The sequence below is a fragment of the Serratia sp. TSA_198.1 genome, assembly GCF_052686505.1.
The window spans coordinates 1,210,129-1,234,646 of sequence record NZ_JBQZFP010000001.1 but is presented as its reverse complement, the minus strand read 5'-3'; the positions used below and the strand labels follow the sequence as shown (position 1 = coordinate 1,234,646).

The following is a 24,518-nucleotide window of genomic DNA, read 5'->3' as shown; positions in this document are numbered from 1 at the left end:
TAGCAACTCCTGGGATCGATTAACAATGAGCAACGATATTTTGCGCCTGTTTAAACAGACGATTACGAGAAAACATTAATTGCAGGCGGCTGCCGCCAACCTGTTGCCACAGCACGGCGGCACGGATGCCGGCCAGCAGTGTGGCGCGAACCTTGGCCTGCACCTGCGTGTTCTGCAGGATTGCCGGCGAACCTATCACCTGGATGCGCGGCCCGAGCGGGCTGACCACGTCGACATAAATGCCGGCCAGCGCGCTGATAATGGTGTCTGATTCCAAATCATAATGCGCCAACTGGCGCTCCAACTGGCCGAGGCGTTCGCCAAGCTGGTTCATCGCCTGCTTATTGGCGTTGAGCTTGCGCTCCAGCACCATCAGGCTGATGGTGTAGCGGGTCAGTTCGGCGCCCGGCCCCTTGTTATTGGCATTGAGCACACCCATCAGCGTCTCTAGACCCATTTTCAGGTTGCGCTCTTCGCCGCCGAACACCGCCAGCGTGGAAGGCGGGTCCATTTGCAGCAGGCTGCTCAACGAGACATGCAAGGCTTCTTTATCGCATATCCCCTCGTGGGCCAGTTGCTGGACCAGACGCGCTGACTGGCTGATTCCAGCCATCGCCAGCGTAATGTCATAATAATTCTTCGCCACGGTTACTCCTGTAAACGCTGTTCGATAATGCCGCCACCGAGGCAGATTTCGTCCTGATAAAACACGGCTGACTGGCCTGGGGTGACGGCGGCGACCGGCTCGTCGAAACGCACTTCGATACGCTGGTCATCCAGTGGCGTAACGGTGCACGGGATATCCTGCTGGCGATAACGGGTTTTCACCGTACAGCGCAATGGCCCGCTCAGCGGCAGGCGATCGACCCAATGCAATTGTTGCGCGATCAGGCCGGTAGACATCAGGCGCGGATGATCATGCCCCTGAGCGACCACCAGCACGTTGTTGGCGACGTCTTTGTCTACCACGTACCACGGATCTTCGCTGCTGTCTTTCATGCCGCCGATGCCCAGCCCTTTGCGCTGGCCGAGGGTGTGATACATCAGCCCCTGGTGCTCGCCGACGATCTGGCCATCGACGTTGACGATAGGGCCTGGCTGCGCCGGCAGGTAGCGACCGAGGAAATCACGGAACTTGCGCTCGCCGATAAAGCAGATGCCGGTAGAGTCTTTTTTCTTGGCGGTAACCAGTTCCAACTGCTCGGCGATGCGTCGCACCTCCGGTTTTTCCAGTTCACCGACCGGGAACAGGCTTTGCGCGACCTGCTCGTGGCTCAGGGTATACAGGAAGTAGCTCTGGTCTTTGTTGCCGTCGACGCCGCGCAGCAGGCGGCTTTTGCCGTCCACGTCCTGGCGGCGCACGTAGTGCCCGGTGGCGATAAAGTCAGCCCCCAGATCTTCTGCGGCGAATTCCAGGAAGGCTTTGAATTTGATTTCTTTATTGCACAGGATGTCCGGGTTCGGCGTGCGACCGGCCTTGTACTCTTCGAGGAACAGCTCAAAAACGTTGTCCCAGTACTCTGCCGCGAAGTTCACCGTATGCAGCTCGATACCGAGTTTGTCGCACACGGCCTGCGCATCGGCCAAATCGGTCGCTGCGGAACAATATTCTTCGTCATCGTCCTCTTCCCAGTTCTTCATAAACAGCCCAGCGACCTGATAGCCCTGTTGCTGTAACAGATAGGCAGTAACGGAAGAGTCGACGCCGCCGGACATACCGACGATTACTTTTTTCTGGCTGTTGTCTGACATGGGAGTCTCACGAACTTGAACACGAACCGTGCGATAAAAAACAAGCGCAGGATTTTACCACGTTGGCCGCGCCGGCGCACGGCACTTATTCATCTCAGAACGGCCAATCATAGCTGCCGACCAAGGATAGCGGGTAGCGCTCCGGCTGCTGGTAACAACGGAGGCTTTCCGCGACCAGCCCGGAACGCAGGTTGGGCGCCTGCAAAATCTCTTCGGCGCTCAGCCACAGGCAGCGGTCGATATCGCTGTCTTGCGGCTCGGTGGGCAGGGGGTGCTCCAGCTCAATGACAAAACAAAAGCGCAAAAACGGCGTGTTGTCCGGGGCGATCCACTGGTGCAGCTTGAGGAACGACTGCGGCGTGGCGCGGATGCCGGTTTCTTCCCACAGTTCGCGTTCGGCGGCTTGCACCAGGGTTTCATCGGCTTCCAGGTGGCCGGCCGGCTGATTCCATAACGCTTTGTTGTTGATGGTTTCTTCGACGATCAGAAATTTCCCGGCGGCGTGAACCACGCAGGCAACGGTGACGTGCGGTTTAAACATAACGGCCCCTTACAGCGGCTGGTTGAAGTGCTGGCATACCCTTGGTTTTTCACTCGGCCGCTTTGTTGGCCGGCTACAGCGAATCAAGGGTTTTCCATTCGCCAGGTTGTAATGCACCCAGGGAAAGCTCGCCCATACTGTAGCGAATCAGGCGCAGGGTAGGGAACCCGATATGTGCCGTCATGCGACGCACCTGGCGATTTCGGCCCTCGAACAGGGTGATTTTCAGCCAGGCGGTGGGGATCGCCTTGCGTTCGCGGATCGGTGGGTTGCGCGGCCACAGCCATTCCGGCTCGCTCACCAACTCCACGCCGGCCGGCAGAGTGGGGCCGTCTTTGAGCGTAACGCCGCTGCGCAGCGGCGCCAGATCGGCTTCCTGCGGCGCGCCTTCCACCTGGGCGTAATACACTTTGCCGGTGCGTTTGCCCGGCTGGGTAAGCTGCGCTTGCAGCTTGCCGTCATTGGTCAACACCAATAACCCTTCGCTGTCGCGATCCAGCCGCCCGGCGGCGTATACATCGGGAAAAGGAATGTATTCTTTCAGCGTGGTGCGGCCTGCTTCATCGGTAAATTGGGGGAGCACATCGAAGGGTTTATTGAATAACACCACGCGGCGCGGACCCTGTGCTACAGCGGGTTTGGCGGCGTTCGGCTTGCTGAATCGTTTAACGTTGTGATTTTTAACAGGGAATTTTTTCATAACAGTTGAGATTACGGATGATAGGCGCATTATAACCGAATCCGTTTCGGATTGGCGCGGACTGAATATTCGAGTAGTATCTACACGCATCTTACAAAGCATTAACAAAAATTGCGCTTGAAGGAGAGGTTGATGGAAAGCAAAGTAGTTGTTCCGGCAGAAGGTAAACAGATTACGGTCGATGCCCAGGGTAAACTGGTTGTTCCGAATAACCCGATCATCCCGTTCATCGAAGGCGACGGCATTGGCGTTGACGTTACCCCTGCTATGATTCACGTGGTTGATGCGGCTGTGAAAAAGGCCTACCACGGTGAACGTAAAATCTCCTGGATGGAAATCTACACCGGTGAAAAATCCACTCACGTTTACGGGAAAGACGTGTGGCTGCCGGAAGAAACCCTGGATCTGATCCGTGACTATCGCGTTGCCATCAAAGGCCCGCTGACTACCCCGGTCGGTGGCGGTATTCGCTCCCTGAACGTGGCTCTGCGCCAGCAACTGGACCTGTACGTGTGTCTGCGTCCGGTGCGTTACTACCAGGGCACCCCTAGCCCGGTTAAACAGCCAGAGCTGACCGACATGGTGATCTTCCGCGAAAACGCCGAAGACATCTATGCGGGTATCGAATGGAAAGCCGGTTCTGCCGAAGCGGACAAAGTGATCAAGTTCCTGCGCGACGAAATGGGCGTGAAGAAAATCCGCTTCCCGGAACAATGCGGTATCGGCGTCAAGCCATGTTCCGAAGAAGGGACCAAACGTCTGGTACGTGCGGCGATCGAATACGCCATCACCAACGACCGTGACTCTGTGACCCTGGTTCACAAAGGCAACATCATGAAGTTCACCGAAGGTGCCTTCAAGGATTGGGGCTACGAACTGGCGCGCGAAGAGTTCGGCGGCGAACTGATCGACGGCGGCCCGTGGCTGAAAATCAAGAACCCGAACACCGGTAAAGAGATCGTGGTTAAAGACGTGATCGCCGACGCCTTCCTGCAGCAAATCCTGCTGCGCCCGGCGGAATACGACGTGATCGCCTGTATGAACCTGAACGGTGACTACATCTCCGACGCCCTGGCCGCACAGGTTGGCGGTATCGGTATCGCACCGGGCGCCAACATCGGTTCCGATTGCGCGCTGTTCGAAGCGACCCACGGCACCGCACCTAAGTATGCCGGCCAGGACAAAGTGAACCCAGGTTCCATCATCCTGTCCGCAGAAATGATGCTGCGTCACATGGGCTGGTTCGAAGCGGCTGACCTGATCGTTAAAGGCATGGAAGGCGCAATCGCTGCCAAGACCGTGACCTATGACTTCGAACGCCTGATGGAAGGCGCTAAGTTGCTGAAATGTTCAGAGTTTGGCGACGCTATCGTTAAACACATGTAAGTGTGTTTTAGCGTTAAATGATAACGGGAACCTGATGGTTCCCGTTTTTTATTATTCAAATTGCAACGGTTATCAAAACTCGGCCATTTTGGCATTTTTGAGTGTATCAATTTAAAGAGTGAATTCAGCCCAAGCCATAGGAATGGATTAGTCCCGTTCGCAAATCACTTGTTTGCTTTAAACAAGACCAGTAACTGCACAAGTCAAGTTTGAAGGGTAGTTTTGAGCGAAGAGCGGAAGTTCAAAATTGTTCTCTCCGTTGGTGGAGGAATTACTAACATTGCAGTGTTTTAATCAACGGGGGCAGGTCAGTTTCCCAGTTAATATCTTCAAGCAGCGAGAATTGCAGAATGCTGACGAAGATGATTTTGGAAAAGTTCTGCATAATCTGATGATACAGCGACTTTTACGCTTTCCCTTTTCGCAAGTGCAGCTTTCCATGCGGAAGCACGTGGAAGTCCCTCAAAAATAGCCTCAGATACTGATGCATCGATGATAGAGAAGTAACGGAAAACAGGAGCGTAGACCGCATCAACCATACTGAATTTAGCACCAGAGAAATAAGGCCCTAAGCTCAATTCAGATTCAATACGTTCAAGCTGCTCACGGAACACCGCGCGTTTGCTGTCTGCAATGGCCTGATCAGTCGCATTTAAAAATTGCCATGCATTTCCAAGCATTGATGTAGAGAACTCGATCCATGCGCGCTGTCTGGCTCTTACTAATGCATCGTCAGCATACATCGAATCACCGTCTTGCGTTTCATTAAGGTACTCGCAGATCACCATGCTCTCGAAAATAATGGCATCTTCACCCTTTGCCTGACGCACTTTAAGTAGCGGCACTTTGCCAGTGGGTGACAGAGCAAGAAACCAATCAGGCTTCGCCGATAAGTCTACATTTACGCGTTCAAATGGCACATTTTTCTCGAGAAGAACGATCGCTGAACGCTGCACAAAGGGACAGAGTGGGTGGCTAATAAGTGTCAGGTCATGGGTAGGCATCTCAAACTCCAGATAAAATGATAGCCCGCCGCTATAAAAGGTGGCGGGCTTGATGAATTGTAAATCTTATTTTGGTGGCTTAGATTGAAACGCCGCCGTCGACGATGATTTCTGAACCCACCGTCCAGGCTGACTCATCAGATGCGAAGTAGAGTACCGCTTGCGCTACTTCCTGAGGCTTACCAAAACGACCTGCTGGGATGGTTGCAACGATATCTTTCATCACTTGATCATGATATTCCACTGGAATCCCCGCCTTATCGTAAAGTGGTGTATCAACAGGGCCGGGGCTCACTGCGTTGATACGGATCCCACGAGAAAGTAACTCGTTAGAAAGTGTTTTCGACATGTTCAGTAATGCTGCTTTGGTTGAGCCATAAACTGAAGAGTTCACTGGTCCTGTGTGAGCATTTACAGATGTATTAAAGACCACTGATGCAGAGCTTGCGAACACTGGCAGCAGCGCCTGCATTAAGAAGTAAGGACCTTTAACGTTGATATCATAAATGCGGTCGAACTTCTCTTCTGTCCATACCTCAATTGGCATATACATTGATATACCAGCATTCAGGAAAGCGATATCCAGTTGTCCAAAGTGTTCCTTAACCGTTTGAGCCAGAGCTTTCTGTGCGTTCACATCAGCGGAATCAGCGCTCACGACCAACACATCATTACCAAGTTCTACTTTCGCCTTTGCGATAGAATCAGGGTTAACACCAGTAACAATGACGCGTGCCCCTTCTGCAACAAACAGCTTCGCTGTTGCAAGACCAATACCACTTGTTCCACCCGTAATCAGTGCGCGTTTACCTTGTAATCTAGACATGTAAAAATCTCCTGTTAGTTTTAACAACAGATCGGCGAGTGACCGATTTGATAGCCACTGTATACTCATGCCCATATAGTGATAAGATTGTATTTCTAAATATGTTTCATGCATTAAAAGCATAAATGGGCTTTAGGATGGATAGATTACTTTTGATGACATGCTTTGTCCGTACCGCTGAAACAGGCAGCTTTTCCGCAGCCGGTAGGGATTTAGGTTTAGGGCAACCGAACGTGAGTCGTCATGTTGCAACCCTCGAAGAGCATTTGCAGACCAGATTACTTCACAGATCAACCCGCAAGCTTTCCCTGACTCCTGAAGGAGAACGTTATTATTTGGAAGCAAGGCGTATTCTGGAAGCTGTCGAAGAGTCAGAGTCTTCTTTCAGAGAAAATGTTACACCCACAGGGCTATTACGCGTTGCCTGCCCCACAGCATTGGCTCACACATTCTTAGTCCCGCACATCCCAGATTTTTTAGAACGCTACCCTGAGCTGACACTCGATCTACAGATTAATGACCGCTATATCAATCTCGTTGATGAAGGGGCTGAGCTGGCAATCCGCATTGGACACCTGGAGGACAGTGCTATGCGTGCCCGCAGACTTGGCATGTTTGAGCGAGTCTGTGTTGCCAGTAACAAGTATTTAGCCAAACACGGAACCCCTAATACCCCAGAGGATTTAAAAAAACATGATTGTTTGATCTATACCTTGCTAACAACAGGAGCTACCTGGAGATTTCAGGATATCAATGTTCCTGTTTCTGGTCGGCTCAGGGTCAATTCACCAGAAGCAGTACAGAAATTTGTCAATGCAGGGGTTGGGATCGCACAGGGCCCAGAATGGCTGTTCGAGGAGGGACTGGAAAATGGCAACTTACAATTATTACTGACTGATTACACCGCATCGCCCGTTCCCATTCAGGCCGTTTATGTTGCTAATCGACTATTACCAAAACGGGCGATTGTGTTCATGGATTTTGTCGCTGAAATTTTTGAAAAAAATCCCGCCTTCAAAGTTTACAACTCAATGAAATGAGCCTGAGATAACGAACATATCTGAATCATTAGTAAAATTTAGTCAATCTTAGGCTGTGTCCCTTAACCTCACAGTCGCCTGAGAAATAACCTGATTGCACCCGGTTTTAACATGCTCAGGTAGTTTCTTGCCGTTTTTTCCGAGCGTGTGGCTATCGACCTTAATGGGTGTCTTGAAGGGACGGAGCGCGATTCGTCTTTATTCCTTTAACCGCGTCTGTGGCTGCCGACACGTGCTATAGCGCGAAGAACTGCTCCGGTAAAGTGTTAAGCCATCGAGATGCACATAACTGCAAGGTCAAGGATAAGGGTAAGTCTTGGCGCAGTGATATCACAAATAAAAGTACCAACCTGTAATCCATCCAGTAATGCCACACAGCGGCATTCACCATTGAAAAATCGATTACAAATTGCGTAATCACAGGGCCGCACTCCGGTGTGGCCTTTTTGCATTTCAGCCTCAACGAACATCCGCAGCATACCTGGCGCGCCGACCCGCTATGGCCGATGGCTAAATCCCTTGGCACTGCAAATGTACGGCTCCCATATCCCTGTGTGCTCGTAGGGTTGAAGCGAAACTCAATAACATGTGGGTTTGCGATACCTTGATCTAAGGCCGTTTAAATTTGCCTGTGTTGGTTTATTATTCTTTCCTGTGGATATTCTATTAAAGAAGGGAATCATGAAGAGAGTTCATTTGGGGTTTGAGATTTGCGCGCCGGCATTATCGCTCGTTATCGCCGCGCTGTTGTTGACGGGGTGTGCGAAGACGAGTTCTGCGATTAAACCTGTGCCGTCTGATGAGGGTGTCGATGCGATGTTTGCCGCCTTCGAAGGTAAAACAGCGCCTCAACCTGGGGCGGAGGTTAGCCAGTATGCCGCGCAGATACAATCCGCTATTCAAAGCCATTTTCAAGACGCCGGCTCATATGCCGGTAAACGATGCGCTTTAAGACTTATGCTGGCGCCGGATGGCCTGCTTATAAATGCGCGAGCCGAAGAGGGTGACCCTGATCTTTGTCGTGCAGCGATAAACGCGGCCAAAAATGCCCGTTTTCCCAAACCGCCTTCACCAGCCGTTTATGATGCCTTGAAAAATCCTATATTGGAATTCCGCCCCTGAGCACCTGAATGAGAGGGGAAAACGTGTCAACGCTATTTAGGCCGGGTCAATTTGAATAAAAACGGGAGCCTCTGGGCTCCCATTTTTTATGATCAACGACCTTATTTCATTTCTTTCAGTTTGGTGCGTGCAGCCCAAGCAATGGCGATCATGCTGATAGCGCCGACAAATTTGGGCCACTGGGCACAGGCGAAGAATTGTTCACTTATTTCTTTGCTGAGGGCAATGCAGGTGTAAACGGTGGCGAAGGTAAACCACGCTTTGATCCAGGCGGCGCTCATGGGACATCCTTTTCGAGAGATAAGGATGAAAATATCCCCCCTTTTGCATTAACAATCAAGCCGCTCTCCGGGGCTGCTGCGCGATGATGTTAACCTTATCCCCTAAACGGCGTTTCTACTCTGATGCTGACGGCCGGCTAATAAAGTTTTATGTCCACTTCCTGCTGTTTAAGGTAAGTACTGACGTAACCATAGGCGCAGTAAAAGGCCAGCAACGACAAGATGAGCACCGCGAAGGAGGCCTTGAATTTGACGTCACCGTCTTTCGACATTTGGTAGGCGCAATAGATGAAAGACAGCAGAAACAGCAGAGTAAAGATTATGGCTAATGTGGCATATAAGATAAGCATGGCTCAACACGGTCTTCCCTGTGAGTGTTACAAAGCAGGCTCAAGGATAGCATAAGGGGGCCGGCGTAACGCGATGGCAAACGTCGGGGGCCTGTGCAGGCCCCCGGCATTAACACAATCTCTGCTTCAATGCTGCTTAACCGGCATCAGGGTGATTCCTGCCTTCTTCGATAAAGGCTTCATCAATCTCGTCGGTGGTTTCCTCGCTGTCGCGGCCGGAAAGGATATTCCAGCAAGCGATGAACAACGCGGCGATCAACGGGCCGATAACGAAGCCATTGATGCCGTAAATCTCCATGCCGCCCAAGGTGGAAATCAGGATGAGGTAATCCGGCATCTTGGTGTCTTTGCCGACCAGCAGCGGGCGCAGAATGTTGTCAACCAGCCCGATAATCACCACGAAGAACCCGACCAGGAATGCCCCTTGCCACAGCATGCCGGTGGCGAAGAAATAGATGGCTGCCGGCACCCAGATAATGGCGGAACCGACGGCGGGGATGATGGAGAGGAAGGCCATCAGCGCGCCCCACAGCAAACTGCCATCGATGCCGGTGATGTAAAATGCCAGGCCGCCGAGGGCGCCTTGCACAATCGCCACCACCACGGTGCCTTTCACCGTAGCGCGGGACACGGCGGCGAACTTCACGAACAGGTGGTGTTTAACGTGCTCGGACAGCGGCAGCGCTTCAAGCGCCAGGGTCACCAGATAGGGGCCGTCTTTCAGCAGGAAAAACAGCAGATAGAGCATGATGCCAAAGCCGACGGCAAAGTTGAATGTGCCTTTACCGATCAGGAACACGCTGCCCGCCAGGAATTGCCCGCCCTTGAGCGCCACTTCGGAAAGCTGCTTTTGTATTTCCGCGGCGCTGTCGAGGTTATGCTCCGCCAGAAAATGCCGTGCCCAGCCGGGTAAATGCTGCATCACTTCGGCCAGCATCGCAGGCAACTGGGTATTGTTGTTCTGCAGTTTTTCGTAGAGAACGTTGAATTCGAGCGCCAGCGACGAAGCGATGATCGCCAACGGGGTGAACACAATCAGGCAGATCACCAGCAACGTTAACAATGAGACCAGGCCGTTGCGGTCACCAAGGTATTGCTTAAGCTTGTTTTTCAACGGGTGGAAAATCACGGCCAATATGATGGCCCAGAGCACCGACGAGTAATAGGGACCCAATACGTCCAGAAAAGCGGCGGTGACGATGAAAAGGATCAGAATAAAGAATCCCTTTGAAATACCTTTAGACATCATATCAGTCCCTCTGATGATAGATTTTATCGGTGAATCTTGGTGCTCACCGACATTGACGCGCGGTGACAAACAAACCATAGCATCACAATGATTTAACAGTTAGCGGATTGTTGGCGAGCGGAGGTTCTCTAGCCTGTAAGCCGGATTGCTCACGGGTTTTTGTGTAAATTATCAATAAATCTTATTGATTGTGTTTCATTTTGTGAGTTTGCCTTGATGTGAAGGAGCGGGTTATCTACGTTTTAGGTGAACGTATTTTCACCTGAAACGCAGAGGTAGGTAAATGACTGAGCATAAACGACTTAGATTCATTGAAATGATGGTTGCAATCGCTTTTGGCGGTTTGGTGATTTACCTGATGGCCACGGGCGCTTTGTCCTTGTCAGGGTTGGAGCACCATTGGCCATATCCATCAAGATAACTGTAGTGATTTGCCAGGGTATGCCGAACACGGCGGATAAAAAATAAAATTACGCTATTCGGACGTTGCGTTCGGGCGAGGAAAGTACGGTGGAGATCCATAAGCTTAAACGCTGGCCGCGGAGTCTCCCGCTCAGATCGGATGTCTTTCATTACGCCTGACCCATCAGGCGCTTCATCATATAAATGCTCAGCGGGTCAGGCGAGTAATTGCCAAAGCGCGTTGTCTGTCGGTAGCCGACTTTTCGGTACAGGCTAATCGCTTCGGGTTGGTTAACGCCGGTTTCCAAATACAGTTCGCCATATCCCAGCGATTGCGCTTTCTGCTCGATAACCTCGATCAACCGATGGGCGATACCTTGCCCGCGAAAGCGCGGATCAACGTACATGCGTTTGATCTCCGCAATTTTACCCTCTGAAATGTACAGGCAGCCGCAGCCCGCGTAGTCGCCCGCGCTTTTTGCGACAAAAGCGCAGGTTTCTGACGACGTCATTTCCTCAACCGACACCGAGTAGCATGACGCGGCGGGGTAACGCGGTTGTTGGTAGGCGTCCAACGCCGTCACCAGCGTAGCAAAACCGGTATCGGTTACCGCGGTTTCTTCAATAGATACGGCCATTTTCGCTCCCATATAACTGTGGTCATCCTGATAACCATAGTATTACAGCGATTATAGCGTTCCTTTCTGGATAAAGGCCCACACAAACTGAAAGTGAGCAATGACTGCAATGTTCTGTCTATGGGGATGAGAAAAATCCTCGATATCATCGCCGATGGAACAGATTAGGAATACCTTGCGGAAAATGGCTTCTGGGGCCAATACCGAATGTGGCGAGTGAAATAATCATTATGGGAATACAAGGCCGCAAAAGCGGCCTCTTTTACTGTCGGGTTGACAGTCGCGATGCCAACGCCACCCCCAACGCGGCGGCGGCCAGTACCATTGCGGCGGGGGCGGACCAGCCGGCATTGGCGACGATGCCGCTTATCGCTATAGGGGCGATCACCTGGCCCAGATAATTGCCTTGCATCACCAACCCCAGGCACAGTGGGATGAGGGTCGGTTCTGGTGACGACATCGGCGTGGCGGCGAGGACGGTGGACGGCAGCATGCCGCTGATGGCTGAAAATAAAAAACACAGCGGTATCAGCATATTCATCGGCGTTACCGAGAAGAAGATACCGCTGCCGGCCAGCCCCATGGCGATAAAGGTCCCGGTGAGCAGCGTTTTGGCGCTAATCCCACGCGACAACAGTAAACCGGCGGAGAGATTACCAATCATATTGACGGCTACGATCGCGGCACTGATGCTGCCCGTGCTGGCGAGCGATAGCCCGACATGCTGCATCAAAAATAGAGGTAAAAAAGCCATTACCGCAAAGAACAGCAGGTTGTAGCTGGTAAATATCAGCGCCAGCAGCCCAGGCTGTCGTGCGCGCCACAGGCGGGACAACGCCTGGCGCAGGTCGATGTGTGAAGCCGCCGCGGAGCCGGTAGCCTCTCGGCGGGTCGTCAGCGGCAGCAACAACGCGGCTAACAGCGTCAGAGCGGCGCTCGCCATCCAGCTTTGTTGCCAGCCGCCGAGCAATGGGCCGAAAAACATCGAGAGGGCGATACCCGCCGGCATAAAGGTGCTCCAGATGCCAAACACCAGATTACGTTTTTGCGGCTGAACCACGCGATTAAGAATCGCTGGGGCGGCGACCACGACGATGACGAAACCCAGGCCCTCAATAAACCGCGTGGCGATCAGTCCGTTGAAGTTATGCAGGCCGGCGCCGACAAAGCTGGCGGCACTGATAATCACCAGTCCAAGGTACAGCAAGCGGCGATCGCCCCAGCGACGGACCAAAATGCCGACAAGGATGCCGCTGAACACGCCAACGAAAGGGAAGGCCGAGATTACCCAGCTTAATGACTCCAGCGAGCGGCCGAACTCGCGTTGCAACTCCGGTAATGCAATCGTCGCTTTGCCAACCTGCAGGGCTGCCGCAATACCGGCGAACACTATGTTCAGGATCGCCGGCCACTGGGTGGCATTGGGCGCCGCATACTCGATGGCGTCGGATTTTGTCGATATCATGATTCGCTCCGGGGGATAAAATCAGACTATGCGTCATGGCGAAAATAGCAGCAGTTCAATTGTTGCTTCACCTGCCCAAAAAAACGTTCATTTCGAGCTTTTTACCGCTCCCCACAACGACTCAAATCGCTATTAACGCGCCCGATCACACAAAACCCCTGGCCGGGTTTCCTCCGTCATCGACACCATGATAGTTTTTATCAAAATCATGATGAGGAAGAGTATGGCAGGCAAGAAAACGACCCTGGCGGCTATTGCCAGAGAGGCGCATGTCGGTATCGCCACGGTTGATCGGGTAATAAACCAACGTGCTGCGGTGCGGCCGGACACTGAGCGCAAAGTTATCGCTGCGGCGAAAAAGCTGGGTTTTGCCCTCGAAAAGTCCCACCGGTTGTTTGAGGCGGCCGGGCAGTCGCCTGTGCGGCTCAAAATGGGCTTTATCCTGCTGCGCCGCGAACATTCTTTCTATGCGCAGTTAGCGGAAAGCCTGCTGGAACAGGCCGCGCCGTACTGCGATCCGGCTCATCCGCCGCAGTTCATTTTTCATGACATCAGCGCGGTAGGCGATACCGCCGCGGCCATTACGCAACTGAGCCAGAGCGTGGATGTGATGGGGGTGGTGGCGCTGGATAACCCGATGATCCGTTATGCGGTCGAAGAAGCCAGCCGCCAGGGCGTTAAGGTATTTACGCTGTTGTCGGATCTGTCGGTGCACAGCAGGGCCGGTTATGTTGGCCTGGATAATCAGCAGGCCGGTCGCACCGCTGCCTGGGCGGTAGAGCGTATGTGTCGAAAGCAGGGGGAAATCGGGGTTATCATCGGCGATAATCGCTTCCTGTGCCAGGAAACCTGCGAAATCAGCTTTCGCTCTTACCTGCGTGAACACCTGAGTGGCCACCGGGTGCTGGAGCCGCTACGCAGCTATGAACGGGCCGAGAGCGCCAGACAGGTCACCTTGAGCATATTGGCGCAGCACCCTGAATTGGTAGCGTTGTACGCGCCCTGCGGCGGCGTGGAGGGGATTATCGCCGCGTTGCGAGAGAGCGGCAGGCAGCACGACGTGATGCTGGTTTGTCATGGCCCGGTGGAAAACGCGGAGATGGCGTTGATTGACGGCACGCTGGATCTGATGTTGACGCATCGCATTCATGAATTCGCCGCGTCGGTCATCAACACCTTTGTCGCCGCCGCCGGCGGCGAACACCCGGGTTTTATGCAGATCATTAATCGTTTTGATCTGATCACCAAAGAAAATATCTGATCGCCGGCCCCCTGTGGGCCGTTTCCCCCTGAGTTGCCGTCGATGTCTTGCAGGTTACGGCTCGCCTGGATTTGATGAAAAACTATCATTTAATCTATCAGATTTAACGCGATCTTCATCAAAAAATGAAAATTTCATCATTGATGGTGTCGAAATATTTGTTTGATACTGGCGCCACACCCCCTCGAAACGGAATGAAAAATGACCTTGCCTGTCGCCAATGCCCCCTGCAGTTGGGGAGTGGATGATCCCAAAAATCCTTATCTTCCTCCTTACGCCCAAGTGCTACAGGAGGCGAACGCCGCAGGCTATCACAGCATTGAGTTGGGGCCGTGGGGCTACCTGCCAATCGAGGCCGCGACCCTGACCGCAGAGTTGCACCACCACCAGTTGTCGCTGGTGGCCGGCACCATTTTTGACGATCTGGTCAGCGAGCAGAACTTCGCGCACATCCTGACGCTGACCCATAACATTTGTCGCAATTTGTCGCAGGCGCCCAAGGCACATCCTATTTGCGAAGGCCATTTCTCGCCGCCGTACCTGGTGATAATCGACTTCGGCAATCCACAGCGGGCCAGGTTCGCCGGGCAGTCATCACAGGCACCGCGGCTGGCGCCAGACGACTGGAACCGGATGATCGGCCACATCAAAACGGTCAGCGAGATTGCCTGGCAGGAATATGGCGTCAGGCCGGTGATCCATCCGCATGCCGGCGGCTGTATCGAGTTCGCCGATGAAATCGAGCTGTTGGTCAGCCAAATTCCGCACCAAACCGCCGGATTATGCCTGGACACCGGGCACCTGTATTACTCCGGCATGGATCCGGTCATCTGGCTCGAACGCTATTTCTCCCGGATTGATTACCTGCATTTCAAGGATGTTAACCCGCAGGTGTTCAATGAGGTGCTGAAACGCGGGCTGGATTTCTTTACCGCTTGCGCACAAGGGGTGATGTGCCCACTGGGGCAGGGTGCAATTGATTATCCAGCCGTGCGCGAATTATTGGCGGCGCGCGGTTATCAGGGCTGGATCACCATTGAGCAGGAACGGGATCCGCGTCAGGTGCAGGGTAGCCTGCGCGACGTGACGGAAAGCCTCAATTATTTGCGAACAGTCGGTTTTTAATCGGGAGAAACGTGATGATCAACGGCATTAAACCTCTGGAACGATCCCTGCGCTGGGGTATGGTCGGCGGCGGCGGCACCAGCCAAATCGGTTATATCCACCGTTCTGCGGCACTGCGCGACGGCACTTTCGCTCTGTTGGCCGGCGCGTTCGATATCGACGTGTCGCGCGGGCGCAGTTTTGGGCAAAGCCTGGGAGTGGCAGCGGACCGCTGTTACCCGGATTACGCCACGCTGTTTCGGGAAGAAGCCGCCAGAGCGGAGGGGATCGAGGCGGTTTCCATTGCCACGCCAAACAACACCCACTTTGCTATTTGCCAAGCTGCGCTGGAAGCGGGTCTGCACGTGGTGTGCGAAAAACCGCTGTGCTTTACCGCCGAAGAGGCGCAAATACTGGTCGAATTGAGTCAAAGGCAGCATAAAATTATCGGTGTCACCTACGGCTATTCCGGCCACCAGTTGATTTTGCAGGCCCGCCAGATGATCGCCGACGGCCTGCTGGGCGAGATCCGTATCATCAACATGCAATTCTCCCACGGGTTCCACGCCGCGCCGGTAGAGCAAGAGAACCCCAGCACGCGCTGGCGGGTGGATCCGCGTTTTGTCGGCCCCAGCTATGTCTTGGGCGATTTGGCTACCCATCCGCTGTTCCTGGCGGAAACCATGGTGCCGCAATTAAAGATCAAACGCCTGATGTGCAGCCGACAGAGCTTTGTCAAAACCCGTGCGCCGCTGGAAGACAATGCCTACGTGTTGATGGAGTACGACAACGGCGCGGTAGGTTCGATGTGGTGTTCGGCGGTCAACAGCGGCTCGATGCACGGCCAGAAGGTGCGCATCGTCGGCGAGAAGGCCAGCCTGGAATGGTGGGACGAACAGCCTAACCAATTGCGTTTTGAAGTGCAGGGCGAACCGGTGCGTATCTTGGAGCGTGGCATGCCTTACCTGGATCACGCCGCGTTGGCGGACGACAGGATTGGCGGCGGTCATCCCGAGGGGCTGTTTGAAGCCTGGTCAAATCTGTACCGACGTTTTGCGCTGGCGATGGACGCCACCGACCGGCGGGACGAGGCTTTCCTGGCAGATTTCTGGTACCCCGACGTGCATGCCGGGGCGATGGGCGTGCGTTGGGTCGAAAACTGCGTACGTTCCGCCAATGCCGGCGCCAACTGGGTCGAGTTTCGCTAAAGCCCCAAAAGCGAGGCGGGGCCCGGCGACATCATTATTGGAATTGCGGATAGACTACCTGTTGAAAACGTCGGTTCGGCCCATTTTAGTTCGCTTTTTCGCCATCCAGGTGCCAGAGGGGCGATACAGTGATCTGCCTCATTAGAGAAAGGGGGGAAAGGCTGATAGGGTAGGGGTTGGCCCAATCACAAGGAGAGAATGATGTTAGAGCAATACTACCCGGCGACGATGAGCTCCAAACCCGTCACGGACGAACAGCATAAAAGGCTAGTGGCCGTGCAGGCGGCGCTGGAGCTGATCAAGGCCACTTTGTCCGATACCAACGACGGTAACGGCGTGGATTTTCAACTGAAAGCCGCCGAAAAGCACATTGGCCCCATGGCCGACGCCATACAGGAAGCCTTGAAGTAAGCGCCTGCCGCCGATCATCAACCGCCCCCTCTGGGCGGTTTTTTGCTTTTTGTCCGGCAGATTCGGATTGTTTGTCATAGAGCAAAACGGGAAAAGTTGTAAAATCGACCTCAGGATTATCTTAAGAAAGAGCGTGAGGAGAACGTTGATGAAGAATGTGCATATTGCATTGTCGGGCAGTTGTGTGCGGTTGGCTTACCCAGGGGAAGACGTACTGGATTTTCCCGACCGGCTGTCATTCGGGCCGCTGTATGCGCTCGACGACGATGTCGCGTTGCAGGCCAGAACCCGCTGGTTTCGCGATCTGTACCAATCCGTTCACGCACCTGAGTGGGACACCTCCGAAGAGAGTCAGGCGGGGATGGCGACGTTAAAAGCGCAACTTGCCGCCGTTACCGGGCAAGTAACCCTGTGGGTCAGCGATAACGCCGATGAACAACTGATGCTGCGTGCACTGCTGCCGCTGCTTGGCGAACGCCCGATCTTTGTCGTTAGCGTAACCGAACACACCGGGCGACCGAGCACCGGCTGGTGTGCGACGGAGATGCTGGAACCGCTGTGGATCAGGCGGCGTGAGCTGACGACGGCAGACAAAACGGCGCTTATCGCCGATTGGCAACGCCTGCTGGCGGAGAATGCCCCGGTGCGAATCTTTGCGGAAAACGCGGTTCGCGGCCAGGCTCAGGATTTTCACGATCCTTTGCTGCTTGCCGCTTGCCCGGAAGATTACACCCAGGGTTCGCGGGTGGTGGGCGAGGCGATGGTGAATTCACCTTATCCGGTGGGGGACACCTTTTTGAATTTCCGTCTGTACGCCTTGATTGCACAGGGTGCATTACAAGCTCAAACCGCCGGCATGAACATGAACCGCATCAAGGTCAAACAGGTATAAATTCCCTCATGCCGCATGCGGTTTTTTTGTGCCTTCCGACGGAGAAAATAGGCTAAAGCGGTTTTCCCGGTCGTGCGGATCGGCTTATAATGCGTCATTGACTGTATAAATAAACAGGTTGGTTGCAATGACGTTGGCTTTGGATGGTGAAAAAATTGGCCGTAACCGGTTTACCGGCGAGAAGATTGAAAACGGCACCTTCCGCAACTGTGATTTCTCGGGTGCGGATCTGACCGGCACCGAGTTCATCGGCTGTCAGTTTTATGATCGCGAGAGCCAGCAAGGCGGCAATTTCAGCCGCGCGCTGCTGAAAGACGCCAGCTTTAAAAACTGCGATTTATCGATGGCGGATTTCAGAAATGCCAATGCGCTGGGCATTGAAATTCTCGAGTGTCGTGCACAGGGCGCCGATTTTCGCGGTGCCAGTTTTATGAACATGATCACCACGCGTATCGGGTTCTGCAGCGCTTACATCACCAAAACCAACCTCAGCTACGCCAATTTTTCGAAAGTGGTATTGGAGAAGTGCGAGCTGTGGGAAAACCGCTGGAATGGGGCGCAGATCCTCGGCGCGACCTTTAGCGGCTCCGATCTCTCAGGCGGCGAATTTTCTTCATTCGACTGGCGTGCCGCCAACTTTACCCATTGCGACCTGACCAATTCTGAATTGGGTGAGTTGGACGTGCGCGGCGTCGATTTGCAGGGGGTAAAACTGGACAGTTATCAGGCGTTCCAGATCATGGAACGGTTGGGCATCGCGATTATCGGTTAAGGCCTAAGGCTGGCAACGCCGGCAATCTGGCGCAGGCATTAATCGACGATAAACAACTGCGCACCACCTTGCGTTGACGAGCGGTGCGGTTCGGCGTCGTCCGCCACCTGATAGCTCATGCCCGGCAGCAGAACAAAGCGTCGGCCATCGGCCAACTCGGTATGCAATTCACCGCTCAGGCACAGAAGAATATGGCCTTTGGTACACCAGTGGTCCGCGAGGTAGTCGGCCGTGTACTCAACCATTCTGACGCGCAGGTCGCCGAACCGGCGAGTTCGCCAATAGGCCATGCCGGTAATGCCTGGGTGCTCCGTTGCGGCGATGTCTTGCCAGTCCGTGATACCGAAGGGAAGGTTGGTTATTTTCATGGTTTTTCCTGGTAAACAGCCTGATAAATTGGGTATATCGTCCATCGTCAACGCAGTAACTGCCGTATTCCCAGCCCGACGATCAACGCGCCGCAAATCCTGTCGATATGGGCTTTGCTGCGGTGATAGGCGCTGGCAATCGGGGCGTGCGACAGCACCAGGACGACCAGCCCGTACCAACAACCGGCAATCACCGCCACTTCCGCCAGCATGGCGACGAAGGTCGCCACTGAGACATGCGCCGGTGCCGCTGAAGAGAATACCGCCGCGTAGAAGGCGACAGATTTAGGATTGGCAATATTGGTTGCGATACCCTGCACAAAAGCGACACGTGATCCGCTTTTTTCACGGGCGCTGGCGCTTATCAAACCCGAGACAGGTTTTGCCTTGGCGAACAGGCGGCAGCCAAACCAAATAAGATAGCCGGCACCGGCGATTTTGACCACCATCGCCAGCCAGGGGAACAGGGCAAAAACCAGGCCGATGCCGAGGATCGCGCCGCTGGCCCAGAACAGATTGACCAGCACGATACCGGCTACCAGAGCGAAGGCTTCCTCCCGGCGCGCAGATACGGCTTTATGCGCTACGGCGACAAAGTTGGGGCCAGGCACCACTACGCCGACCACATACAGGGTGAAAACGGCGATTACTGCGGACATATCGATCATCATGCTGTAGCCGATCAGAAAGGAACATGTCAGCCGTTTTATAATGAATCGCGGCCATAATCCATCCTGATATCCGTGCGGAGCGGAAAATTTTTCCTCCGTCTTTATGCTGCCTTTCTCAGCGGCGAGTTGAACGTAATAAATTCATAGGGTGTATAAATATAATTATAAATATTCCTTGCTTAAATAATCTGGCTGTGTGTAAATAGCGTCATCGGTTTGTAGTACAGACCTTATGAAAGCAGTTTTAGTAAAGCAGTTCTCAGTATTAGTGATATCCCATAGATACCTCTTCTCCCGCGAATTACCTTCTCTAGTGCCCAATAAGTTTCCAACAAAAACAGACCTCTATCGCCGTATGGCGTCTCAAAATATAAAGGAAATATCTATGTCTACTAAAATGACTGGTTTGGTAAAATGGTTTGATGCAGGTAAAGGTTTTGGTTTCATCTCTCCGGCAGACGGCAGCAAAGACGTGTTCGTGCACTTCTCTGCCATTCAGAGCAATGATTTCAAAACTCTTGATGAAGGCCAGCGCGTTGAGTTCACCATCGAAAGTGGTGCAAAAGGCCCTTCAGCAGGCAACGTAGTGGTTTTATAATTTTTAGGTAATGCTTTATTTCTTGCGATAGCGATGATGGCTTAAGCCGGAGCGGATGAGAAATAAAAGCGTTGCCCGAATAAACTCCGGGCTCGCCCGGAGTATTAATGAATACGTCATTAGCTCAGCAGGAAGAGCGGCGGTGAATTTATTTACTGGCGGACTGGGGTTCGATTCCTCGATGACGTTCCAATAATTTATTATTGGCAACAGCAAAACAGATTGGCGCATAAATAATAAAGCGGCGTCTCAGTCTTTTTTTCTGTTGTGAAAAGGTTGTGCTTAGGCTGCGTAACGTTGGAGTGTTCGATGGACGCTTACGCCATAACATGACGGTCGGGAAAGTAACCGGCAAACCTTGATGACCCTGGCTAAACGCCGGGGTTTTTTTATGCCTGTCGGCCTGCTCGGGCAGGCCCGAAATGACGCCCGGACTGGCGTGGTTGCTATCTGCGCTGCGCATCCTGCACCTTGCTATTTTTCACCACGTCTTGCGCTTTAACGTATCTTTCAATCAAGAGTTGATACGCCGGGAATATCCTGGTGTAAAAACCTCAGCCCATTGCTGTGCGACCTCAGAGTTCCAACGACCCTGAAGTTCAGAGACCACGTCGGCGATGGCCGGTAAGGGCGGCTGAAGTTGTTTGGCTACACGCAAATGAATCGATGGCGGGCAATTAAAATAATAACGGTTGTAAATTTTATTATATTCATCAATTGGTTGGCCTAATTCCGATAACGCGGTCGTCAGCTTGTTGAAATGATAGTGAATACCTCTTTTTGGTTAATAAACCGCACGTTTTGACTGGCCCTTGCCCTTCATGAGTTTTATCCTCGGATCTCAGCAGTATTTGTATGATTTATAGAAATACATTCACATGGAGGAGGTTTCATGCGTTTCGACAATAAAGTGGTAGTGATCACCGGCGCAGGCAATGGGATGGGGGAAGCGGCAGCACGCCGATTTTCTGCCGAGGGCGCTGTGGTGGTGCTGGCGGACTGGGCGAAGGACGCGGTAGATACCGTTGCTGCCTCGCTGCCGAAAGGCAGGGCGCTGGCGGTACACATCGACGTTTCCGACCCGGTTGCGGTTGAAAAAATGATGAACGAGGTAGCGGCAAAACTGGGCCGCATCGACGTGTTGCTGAACAATGCCGGCGTGCACGTGGCGGGTACAGTGCTGGAAACCAGCGTGGCCGACTGGCGGCGCATCGCTGGGGTGGATATCGACGGCGTAGTGTTCTGTTCCAAATTCGCCATGCCTTATCTACTGAAAACCAAGGGCTGTATCGTTAACACCGCCTCGGTCTCCGGCCTGGGTGGCGACTGGGGCGCGGCATATTACTGCGCGGCGAAAGGGGCGGTGGTCAACCTGACGCGTGCCATGGCGCTGGATCATGGCGGTGACGGTGTGCGCGTGAACTCGGTGTGCCCGAGCCTGGTGAAAACCAATATGACCAATGGTTGGCCGCAGGAGATCCGCGACAAGTTCAACGAGCGCATTGCGTTGGGGCGTGCGGCAGAGCCGGAAGAAGTGGCGGCGGTGATGGCGTTTCTGGCCAGCGACGACGCCAGCTTTATCAACGGTGCCAACATCCCGGTTGACGGCGGCGCGACCGCATCAGACGGTCAACCGAAGATTGTATAACCATGAGTACGGAGGCCCGGCATGCCGGGCCTCTTGGCATCACACCCCCATCCGATCCCGCAGCGTATAGTAAGCGGCGCCAATCGCGGTGAACGGAATTTGCAGGTTGCGGCCACCGAAGAACGGCAGGTGCGGCAGCTTGGCAAAGGCATCGAAACGCTCCGCATCGCCGCGCATCAGCTCGGCAATCAGCTTGCCCGCCAGATGGGTACAGGTCACGCCGTGACCGCTGTAGCCCTGCATGTAATACACATTATTCTCCAGCCGGCCGAATTGCGGCATGCGCGACAGCGTGAGCAGGAAGTTGCCGGTCCAGCGGTAGTCGATGCGAACGCCTTTCAACTGCGGGAAGGTTTTCAACAGTTTTGGCCGGATCAGATTATCGATATCGTCCGGATCGCGTGCGCCATACACCACGCCGCCGCCGTACAGCAGGCGGTTATCGCCGGTAATGCGGTAATAATCCAGCAGGTAGTTGCAATCTTCCACGCAGTAATTTTGCGGTATGAGCGACTGCGCCACTTCCGGCGCCAGCGGTTCGGTGGCTACCACCTGCGTGCCGCACGGCATGCTGCGTTTCGCCAACCGGGGTTCCAGCTTGTCGCCCAGATAAGCATTACCGGCCACAATCACATAGCGAGCCTTCACCTGGCCGCCGGCGGTGCTGACCAGCGCCGGTTCGCCGTGGCGAATATGGGTCACCGCCGACTGCTCGAAGATGCGCCCGCCCTGCAGGCGAATCGCCTCGGCTTCGCCGAGCGCCAGATTCAGCGGATGAATATGGCCGCCGCTGTGATCCAGCAGCGCGCCGACGTAGCGTTCGCTGTTCACTTCTTCACGGATCCGCTCTGCGTCCAGCAACTCCAGTTGGGTATTGCCGTAGCGCTCCCAATTTTGTTTCTGCTCGATCAGCGCATGATATTGCCGGTTGTTCAGCGCGGCGAAGATGCCGCCGGGGCGATAGTCGCATTCGATGGCGTATCGCTTGATACGGCTGCGAATGATCTCTGCGCCTTCGAACATCATGCTGCCGAGCATCCGGGCGCTTTCTGCGCCATAGCGTTCTTCGATGACGTCAATGTCGCGGCTGTAGGAATTCACCAACTGGCCGCCGTTACGGCCGCTGGCGCCGAAGCCGATGCGGGCGGATTCCAGCACCACCACGTTGTAGCCCGCCTCTACCAGGAACAGCGCAGAAGACAGACCTGTGTAGCCACCGCCGACGATACAAACGTCGCATTCAATAGATTCATTCAGTTGCGGGTAGGGCTGATGGTTGTTGGCCGAAGCCGCATAATAGCTTTTTACGTGTTCAGTCATGATGGGGGCCCTTATTCCAGCGAAATCCAGGTGGTTTTCAGTTCGGTGAATTTATCCAGCGCGTGCAGCGATTTGTCGCGGCCATTGCCGCTTTGCTTGTAGCCGCCGAACGGCACGGTCATGTCTCCGTCGTTGTAGTTATTGACGAAAACCGAACCGGCTTTTAACTGGCGAGCCATGCGGTGGGCGCGGGACAGGTCACGCGTCCAGACGGCGGCGCCCAGGCCGTATTCGCTGTCGTTGGCTAATTGCAATGCCTGCTGTTCGCCGTTAAAGGACGTCACCGCCAGTACCGGGCCGAAAATCTCATCGCGCGCCACGCTCATGGCGTTATCCACCTGGGTGAGAATGGTTGGGCCGAGATAACCGGCATGGCCGCTGCGCGGGTGCTCGCGACCGTCAAGGAACAGCGCTGCGCCCTGGTTCAACCCTTGTTCGATATAACCCGCCACTTTTTCACAGTGGGCCTGATCGATCAGCGTGCCCATCACCGTGGTCGGATCGAGCGGATCGCCCGGCACAAAGGCTGCCGCATGCTTGCGCAAGGCTTGCAAGAATTCCTGCTGAATGTTCTCTTCCACCAGCAGGCGGGTGCCGGCGATACACACTTGCCCCTGGTTGTAGAAGATACCCGCCGCCGCGCCCTGTGCCGCTTTATCCAGATCCGGACAGTCGGCAAAAATGATATTGGCGCTTTTGCCGCCGGCTTCCAGCCATACCCGTTTCATATTGGATTGCCCGGCGTAGATCATCAGCTGTTTGGCGACCTGGGTTGAACCGGTGAAGGTGAGCGCGTCGACGTCGTTATGCAGTGCCAGCGCCTTGCCCGCATCCTGGCCGTAGCCGGGGATGATGTTCAGCACGCCGTCCGGCAGCCCGGCCTGTTTCGCCAGCTTGCCCAGATAGATCGCGCTCAGCGGGGATTTCTCCGAAGGTTTGAGGATCACGCTGTTGCCGGTGGCCAGCGCCGGGCCGAGCTTCCAACAGGCCAGCAGCAGCGGGAAGTTCCAGGGTACGATAGCGCCAACCACGCCGATCGGCTCGCGTTCGATCAGCGCCAACGCGTCGCCGCCGGTGGGGGCGATTTCACCGTAGACCTTATCGACAGCTTCGGCGTACCAGCGCAGACAGCGGATAGCGCCAGGTACGTCGTCGCGCAGGCTGTGGAGGATCGGCTTGCCGGTATCCAGCGTTTCCAGCAGCGCCAGCTCCTCGTGGTGCTGCTCCATCAATGCCGCCAGTTGCAGCAAGGTCGCCTTGCGTTGCGCCGGTGCGGCCCGTGACCAGTCGCCGCGCTCAAACACCTCGCGTGCCGCACTGACCGCCAGATCGATATCGACGCTGCTCCCCCGCGCCACCTGCGTCAATTCGCGCTGCGCGGCAGGATCCTCCAGGGTAAAGGTTTCGCCTTCAGCGGCCTGTTGATAACGGCCATTAATAAACAGTCGGTTCTCAATGTTCAGGGCTTGCGCCCGGTGTTGCCAATACTGCAGGTGATGGAAGTCCATG

General features: G+C 54.3%; 26 protein-coding genes, 1 tRNA gene and 2 pseudogenes. 12 read left to right on the top strand and 17 right to left on the bottom strand.

Going from position 1 to position 24,518, the window contains the following annotated elements:
* Positions 1–19 precede the first annotated feature (19 nt).
* From hflD to rluE, 4 genes are all read right to left on the bottom strand, one after another.
* The gene (gene hflD, locus ACUTSW_RS05835; RefSeq protein ID WP_004943308.1) at positions 20–646 is read right to left on the bottom strand and encodes a high frequency lysogenization protein HflD; all 627 of its coding nucleotides are present in this window, start codon (positions 644–646) and stop codon (positions 20–22) included.
* Between the two features lie 2 nt (positions 647–648).
* Positions 649–1,752: a tRNA 2-thiouridine(34) synthase MnmA gene (gene mnmA / locus ACUTSW_RS05830; protein WP_445583919.1), complete on the bottom strand. Its 1,104-nt coding sequence runs from the start codon at positions 1,750–1,752 to the stop codon at positions 649–651.
* A 94-nt stretch (positions 1,753–1,846) separates the two neighbouring features.
* Positions 1,847–2,293 carry an NUDIX hydrolase gene (locus ACUTSW_RS05825; RefSeq protein WP_006324831.1) on the bottom strand — a complete coding sequence of 149 codons (447 nt, stop codon included), beginning with the start codon at positions 2,291–2,293 and terminating at the stop codon, positions 1,847–1,849.
* A 73-nt stretch (positions 2,294–2,366) separates the two neighbouring features.
* Positions 2,367–2,993: a 23S rRNA pseudouridine(2457) synthase RluE gene (rluE, locus tag ACUTSW_RS05820; RefSeq protein WP_445583918.1), complete on the bottom strand. Its 627-nt coding sequence runs from the start codon at positions 2,991–2,993 to the stop codon at positions 2,367–2,369.
* Positions 2,994–3,125: 132 nt separating this feature from the next.
* On the opposite strand from rluE, the gene icd reads away from it, so the two are divergent.
* Positions 3,126–4,379, top strand: a complete 1,254-nt coding sequence (icd, locus tag ACUTSW_RS05815) for an NADP-dependent isocitrate dehydrogenase (protein ID WP_004943319.1) — start codon at positions 3,126–3,128, stop codon at positions 4,377–4,379.
* Positions 4,380–4,708: 329 nt separating this feature from the next.
* Here icd and ACUTSW_RS05810 read toward each other — a convergent pair whose 3' ends face one another.
* Both ACUTSW_RS05810 and ACUTSW_RS05805 read right to left on the bottom strand, forming a co-directional pair.
* Positions 4,709–5,383: a glutathione S-transferase family protein gene (locus ACUTSW_RS05810; RefSeq protein ID WP_434462908.1), complete on the bottom strand. Its 675-nt coding sequence runs from the start codon at positions 5,381–5,383 to the stop codon at positions 4,709–4,711.
* A gap of 79 nt (positions 5,384–5,462) precedes the next feature.
* Positions 5,463–6,209, bottom strand: a complete 747-nt coding sequence (locus ACUTSW_RS05805; RefSeq protein WP_445583917.1) for an SDR family oxidoreductase — start codon at positions 6,207–6,209, stop codon at positions 5,463–5,465.
* Positions 6,210–6,346: 137 nt separating this feature from the next.
* On the opposite strand from ACUTSW_RS05805, the gene ACUTSW_RS05800 reads away from it, so the two are divergent.
* The gene (locus tag ACUTSW_RS05800) at positions 6,347–7,249 is read left to right on the top strand and encodes a LysR family transcriptional regulator (protein ID WP_434462910.1); all 903 of its coding nucleotides are present in this window, start codon (positions 6,347–6,349) and stop codon (positions 7,247–7,249) included.
* A gap of 68 nt (positions 7,250–7,317) precedes the next feature.
* Here ACUTSW_RS05800 and ACUTSW_RS05795 read toward each other — a convergent pair.
* Positions 7,318–7,410, bottom strand: a pseudogene (locus ACUTSW_RS05795) (IS5 family transposase); the annotation flags it as partial.
* Between the two features lie 520 nt (positions 7,411–7,930).
* Between ACUTSW_RS05795 and tolA the strand changes: the two are divergent.
* Positions 7,931–8,371: a cell envelope integrity protein TolA gene (gene tolA / locus ACUTSW_RS05790; protein WP_445583916.1), complete on the top strand. Its 441-nt coding sequence runs from the start codon at positions 7,931–7,933 to the stop codon at positions 8,369–8,371.
* A 101-nt stretch (positions 8,372–8,472) separates the two neighbouring features.
* Here tolA and ACUTSW_RS05785 read toward each other — a convergent pair whose 3' ends face one another.
* The 5 genes from ACUTSW_RS05785 to ACUTSW_RS05765 all read right to left on the bottom strand — a co-directional run bounded on the left by ACUTSW_RS05785 (position 8,473) and on the right by ACUTSW_RS05765 (position 12,756).
* On the bottom strand, positions 8,473–8,652 hold the full coding sequence (locus ACUTSW_RS05785) for a hypothetical protein (RefSeq protein ID WP_445583915.1): 180 nt from the start codon (positions 8,650–8,652) through the stop codon (positions 8,473–8,475).
* 137 nt (positions 8,653–8,789) lie between these two features.
* Complete coding sequence (locus ACUTSW_RS05780; protein ID WP_013812545.1) at positions 8,790–9,002, bottom strand: hypothetical protein; 213 nt, start codon at positions 9,000–9,002, stop codon at positions 8,790–8,792.
* A gap of 136 nt (positions 9,003–9,138) precedes the next feature.
* A complete protein-coding gene (locus ACUTSW_RS05775; protein ID WP_062870564.1) occupies positions 9,139–10,251 on the bottom strand; it encodes an AI-2E family transporter in 1,113 nt (370 codons plus the stop codon).
* 572 nt (positions 10,252–10,823) lie between these two features.
* Positions 10,824–11,291: a GNAT family N-acetyltransferase gene (locus ACUTSW_RS05770; protein WP_445583914.1), complete on the bottom strand. Its 468-nt coding sequence runs from the start codon at positions 11,289–11,291 to the stop codon at positions 10,824–10,826.
* A gap of 262 nt (positions 11,292–11,553) precedes the next feature.
* Entirely contained in the window at positions 11,554–12,756 is a 1,203-nt protein-coding gene (locus ACUTSW_RS05765) for an MFS transporter (RefSeq protein ID WP_445583913.1), read from the bottom strand.
* 223 nt (positions 12,757–12,979) lie between these two features.
* On the opposite strand from ACUTSW_RS05765, the gene ACUTSW_RS05760 reads away from it, so the two are divergent.
* The 6 genes from ACUTSW_RS05760 to ACUTSW_RS05735 all read left to right on the top strand — a co-directional run bounded on the left by ACUTSW_RS05760 (position 12,980) and on the right by ACUTSW_RS05735 (position 18,404).
* Positions 12,980–14,017 carry a LacI family DNA-binding transcriptional regulator gene (locus ACUTSW_RS05760; RefSeq protein ID WP_445583912.1) on the top strand — a complete coding sequence of 346 codons (1,038 nt, stop codon included), beginning with the start codon at positions 12,980–12,982 and terminating at the stop codon, positions 14,015–14,017.
* Between the two features lie 201 nt (positions 14,018–14,218).
* Positions 14,219–15,142: a TIM barrel protein gene (locus ACUTSW_RS05755; RefSeq protein WP_445583911.1), complete on the top strand. Its 924-nt coding sequence runs from the start codon at positions 14,219–14,221 to the stop codon at positions 15,140–15,142.
* Positions 15,143–15,156: 14 nt separating this feature from the next.
* A complete protein-coding gene (locus tag ACUTSW_RS05750) occupies positions 15,157–16,329 on the top strand; it encodes a Gfo/Idh/MocA family protein (protein WP_445583910.1) in 1,173 nt (390 codons plus the stop codon).
* Between the two features lie 201 nt (positions 16,330–16,530).
* Positions 16,531–16,740: a hypothetical protein gene (locus ACUTSW_RS05745; RefSeq protein ID WP_004943339.1), complete on the top strand. Its 210-nt coding sequence runs from the start codon at positions 16,531–16,533 to the stop codon at positions 16,738–16,740.
* A gap of 148 nt (positions 16,741–16,888) precedes the next feature.
* Positions 16,889–17,632, top strand: a complete 744-nt coding sequence (locus tag ACUTSW_RS05740; RefSeq protein ID WP_445583909.1) for a DUF3658 domain-containing protein — start codon at positions 16,889–16,891, stop codon at positions 17,630–17,632.
* A gap of 127 nt (positions 17,633–17,759) precedes the next feature.
* Entirely contained in the window at positions 17,760–18,404 is a 645-nt protein-coding gene (locus tag ACUTSW_RS05735) for a Qnr family pentapeptide repeat protein (protein ID WP_062870570.1), read from the top strand.
* A gap of 38 nt (positions 18,405–18,442) precedes the next feature.
* Here the strand turns inward: ACUTSW_RS05735 and ACUTSW_RS05730 are convergent, their stop codons facing one another.
* Complete coding sequence (locus tag ACUTSW_RS05730; protein ID WP_445583908.1) at positions 18,443–18,772, bottom strand: DHCW motif cupin fold protein; 330 nt, start codon at positions 18,770–18,772, stop codon at positions 18,443–18,445.
* Between the two features lie 47 nt (positions 18,773–18,819).
* Positions 18,820–19,440 (bottom strand): LysE family translocator, encoded by a 621-nt coding sequence (locus tag ACUTSW_RS05725; RefSeq protein WP_445584449.1) that lies wholly within the window; start codon positions 19,438–19,440, stop codon positions 18,820–18,822.
* A 388-nt stretch (positions 19,441–19,828) separates the two neighbouring features.
* Between ACUTSW_RS05725 and cspE the strand changes: the two genes are divergently transcribed.
* Positions 19,829–20,041 (top strand): transcription antiterminator/RNA stability regulator CspE, encoded by a 213-nt coding sequence (gene cspE / locus ACUTSW_RS05720; RefSeq protein ID WP_004943356.1) that lies wholly within the window; start codon positions 19,829–19,831, stop codon positions 20,039–20,041.
* Positions 20,042–20,154: 113 nt separating this feature from the next.
* Positions 20,155–20,233: transfer RNA gene (locus ACUTSW_RS05715), tRNA-OTHER, on the top strand.
* 254 nt (positions 20,234–20,487) lie between these two features.
* Here ACUTSW_RS05715 and ACUTSW_RS05710 read toward each other — a convergent pair.
* A pseudogene (locus tag ACUTSW_RS05710) lies at positions 20,488–20,657 on the bottom strand (hydrolase); the annotation flags it as partial.
* Positions 20,658–20,933: 276 nt separating this feature from the next.
* Here ACUTSW_RS05710 and ACUTSW_RS05705 point away from each other — a divergent pair.
* Positions 20,934–21,689, top strand: a complete 756-nt coding sequence (locus ACUTSW_RS05705; protein ID WP_013812558.1) for an SDR family NAD(P)-dependent oxidoreductase — start codon at positions 20,934–20,936, stop codon at positions 21,687–21,689.
* A gap of 39 nt (positions 21,690–21,728) precedes the next feature.
* On the opposite strand, the gene ACUTSW_RS05700 is transcribed toward ACUTSW_RS05705, so the two are convergent.
* Together ACUTSW_RS05700 and puuC are read right to left on the bottom strand one after the other, a co-directional pair.
* On the bottom strand, positions 21,729–23,009 hold the full coding sequence (locus tag ACUTSW_RS05700) for an NAD(P)/FAD-dependent oxidoreductase (protein WP_445583907.1): 1,281 nt from the start codon (positions 23,007–23,009) through the stop codon (positions 21,729–21,731).
* Positions 23,010–23,020: 11 nt separating this feature from the next.
* Positions 23,021–24,517, bottom strand: a complete 1,497-nt coding sequence (puuC, locus tag ACUTSW_RS05695) for an aldehyde dehydrogenase PuuC (RefSeq protein ID WP_445583906.1) — start codon at positions 24,515–24,517, stop codon at positions 23,021–23,023.
* Position 24,518: the final 1 nt, after the last annotated feature.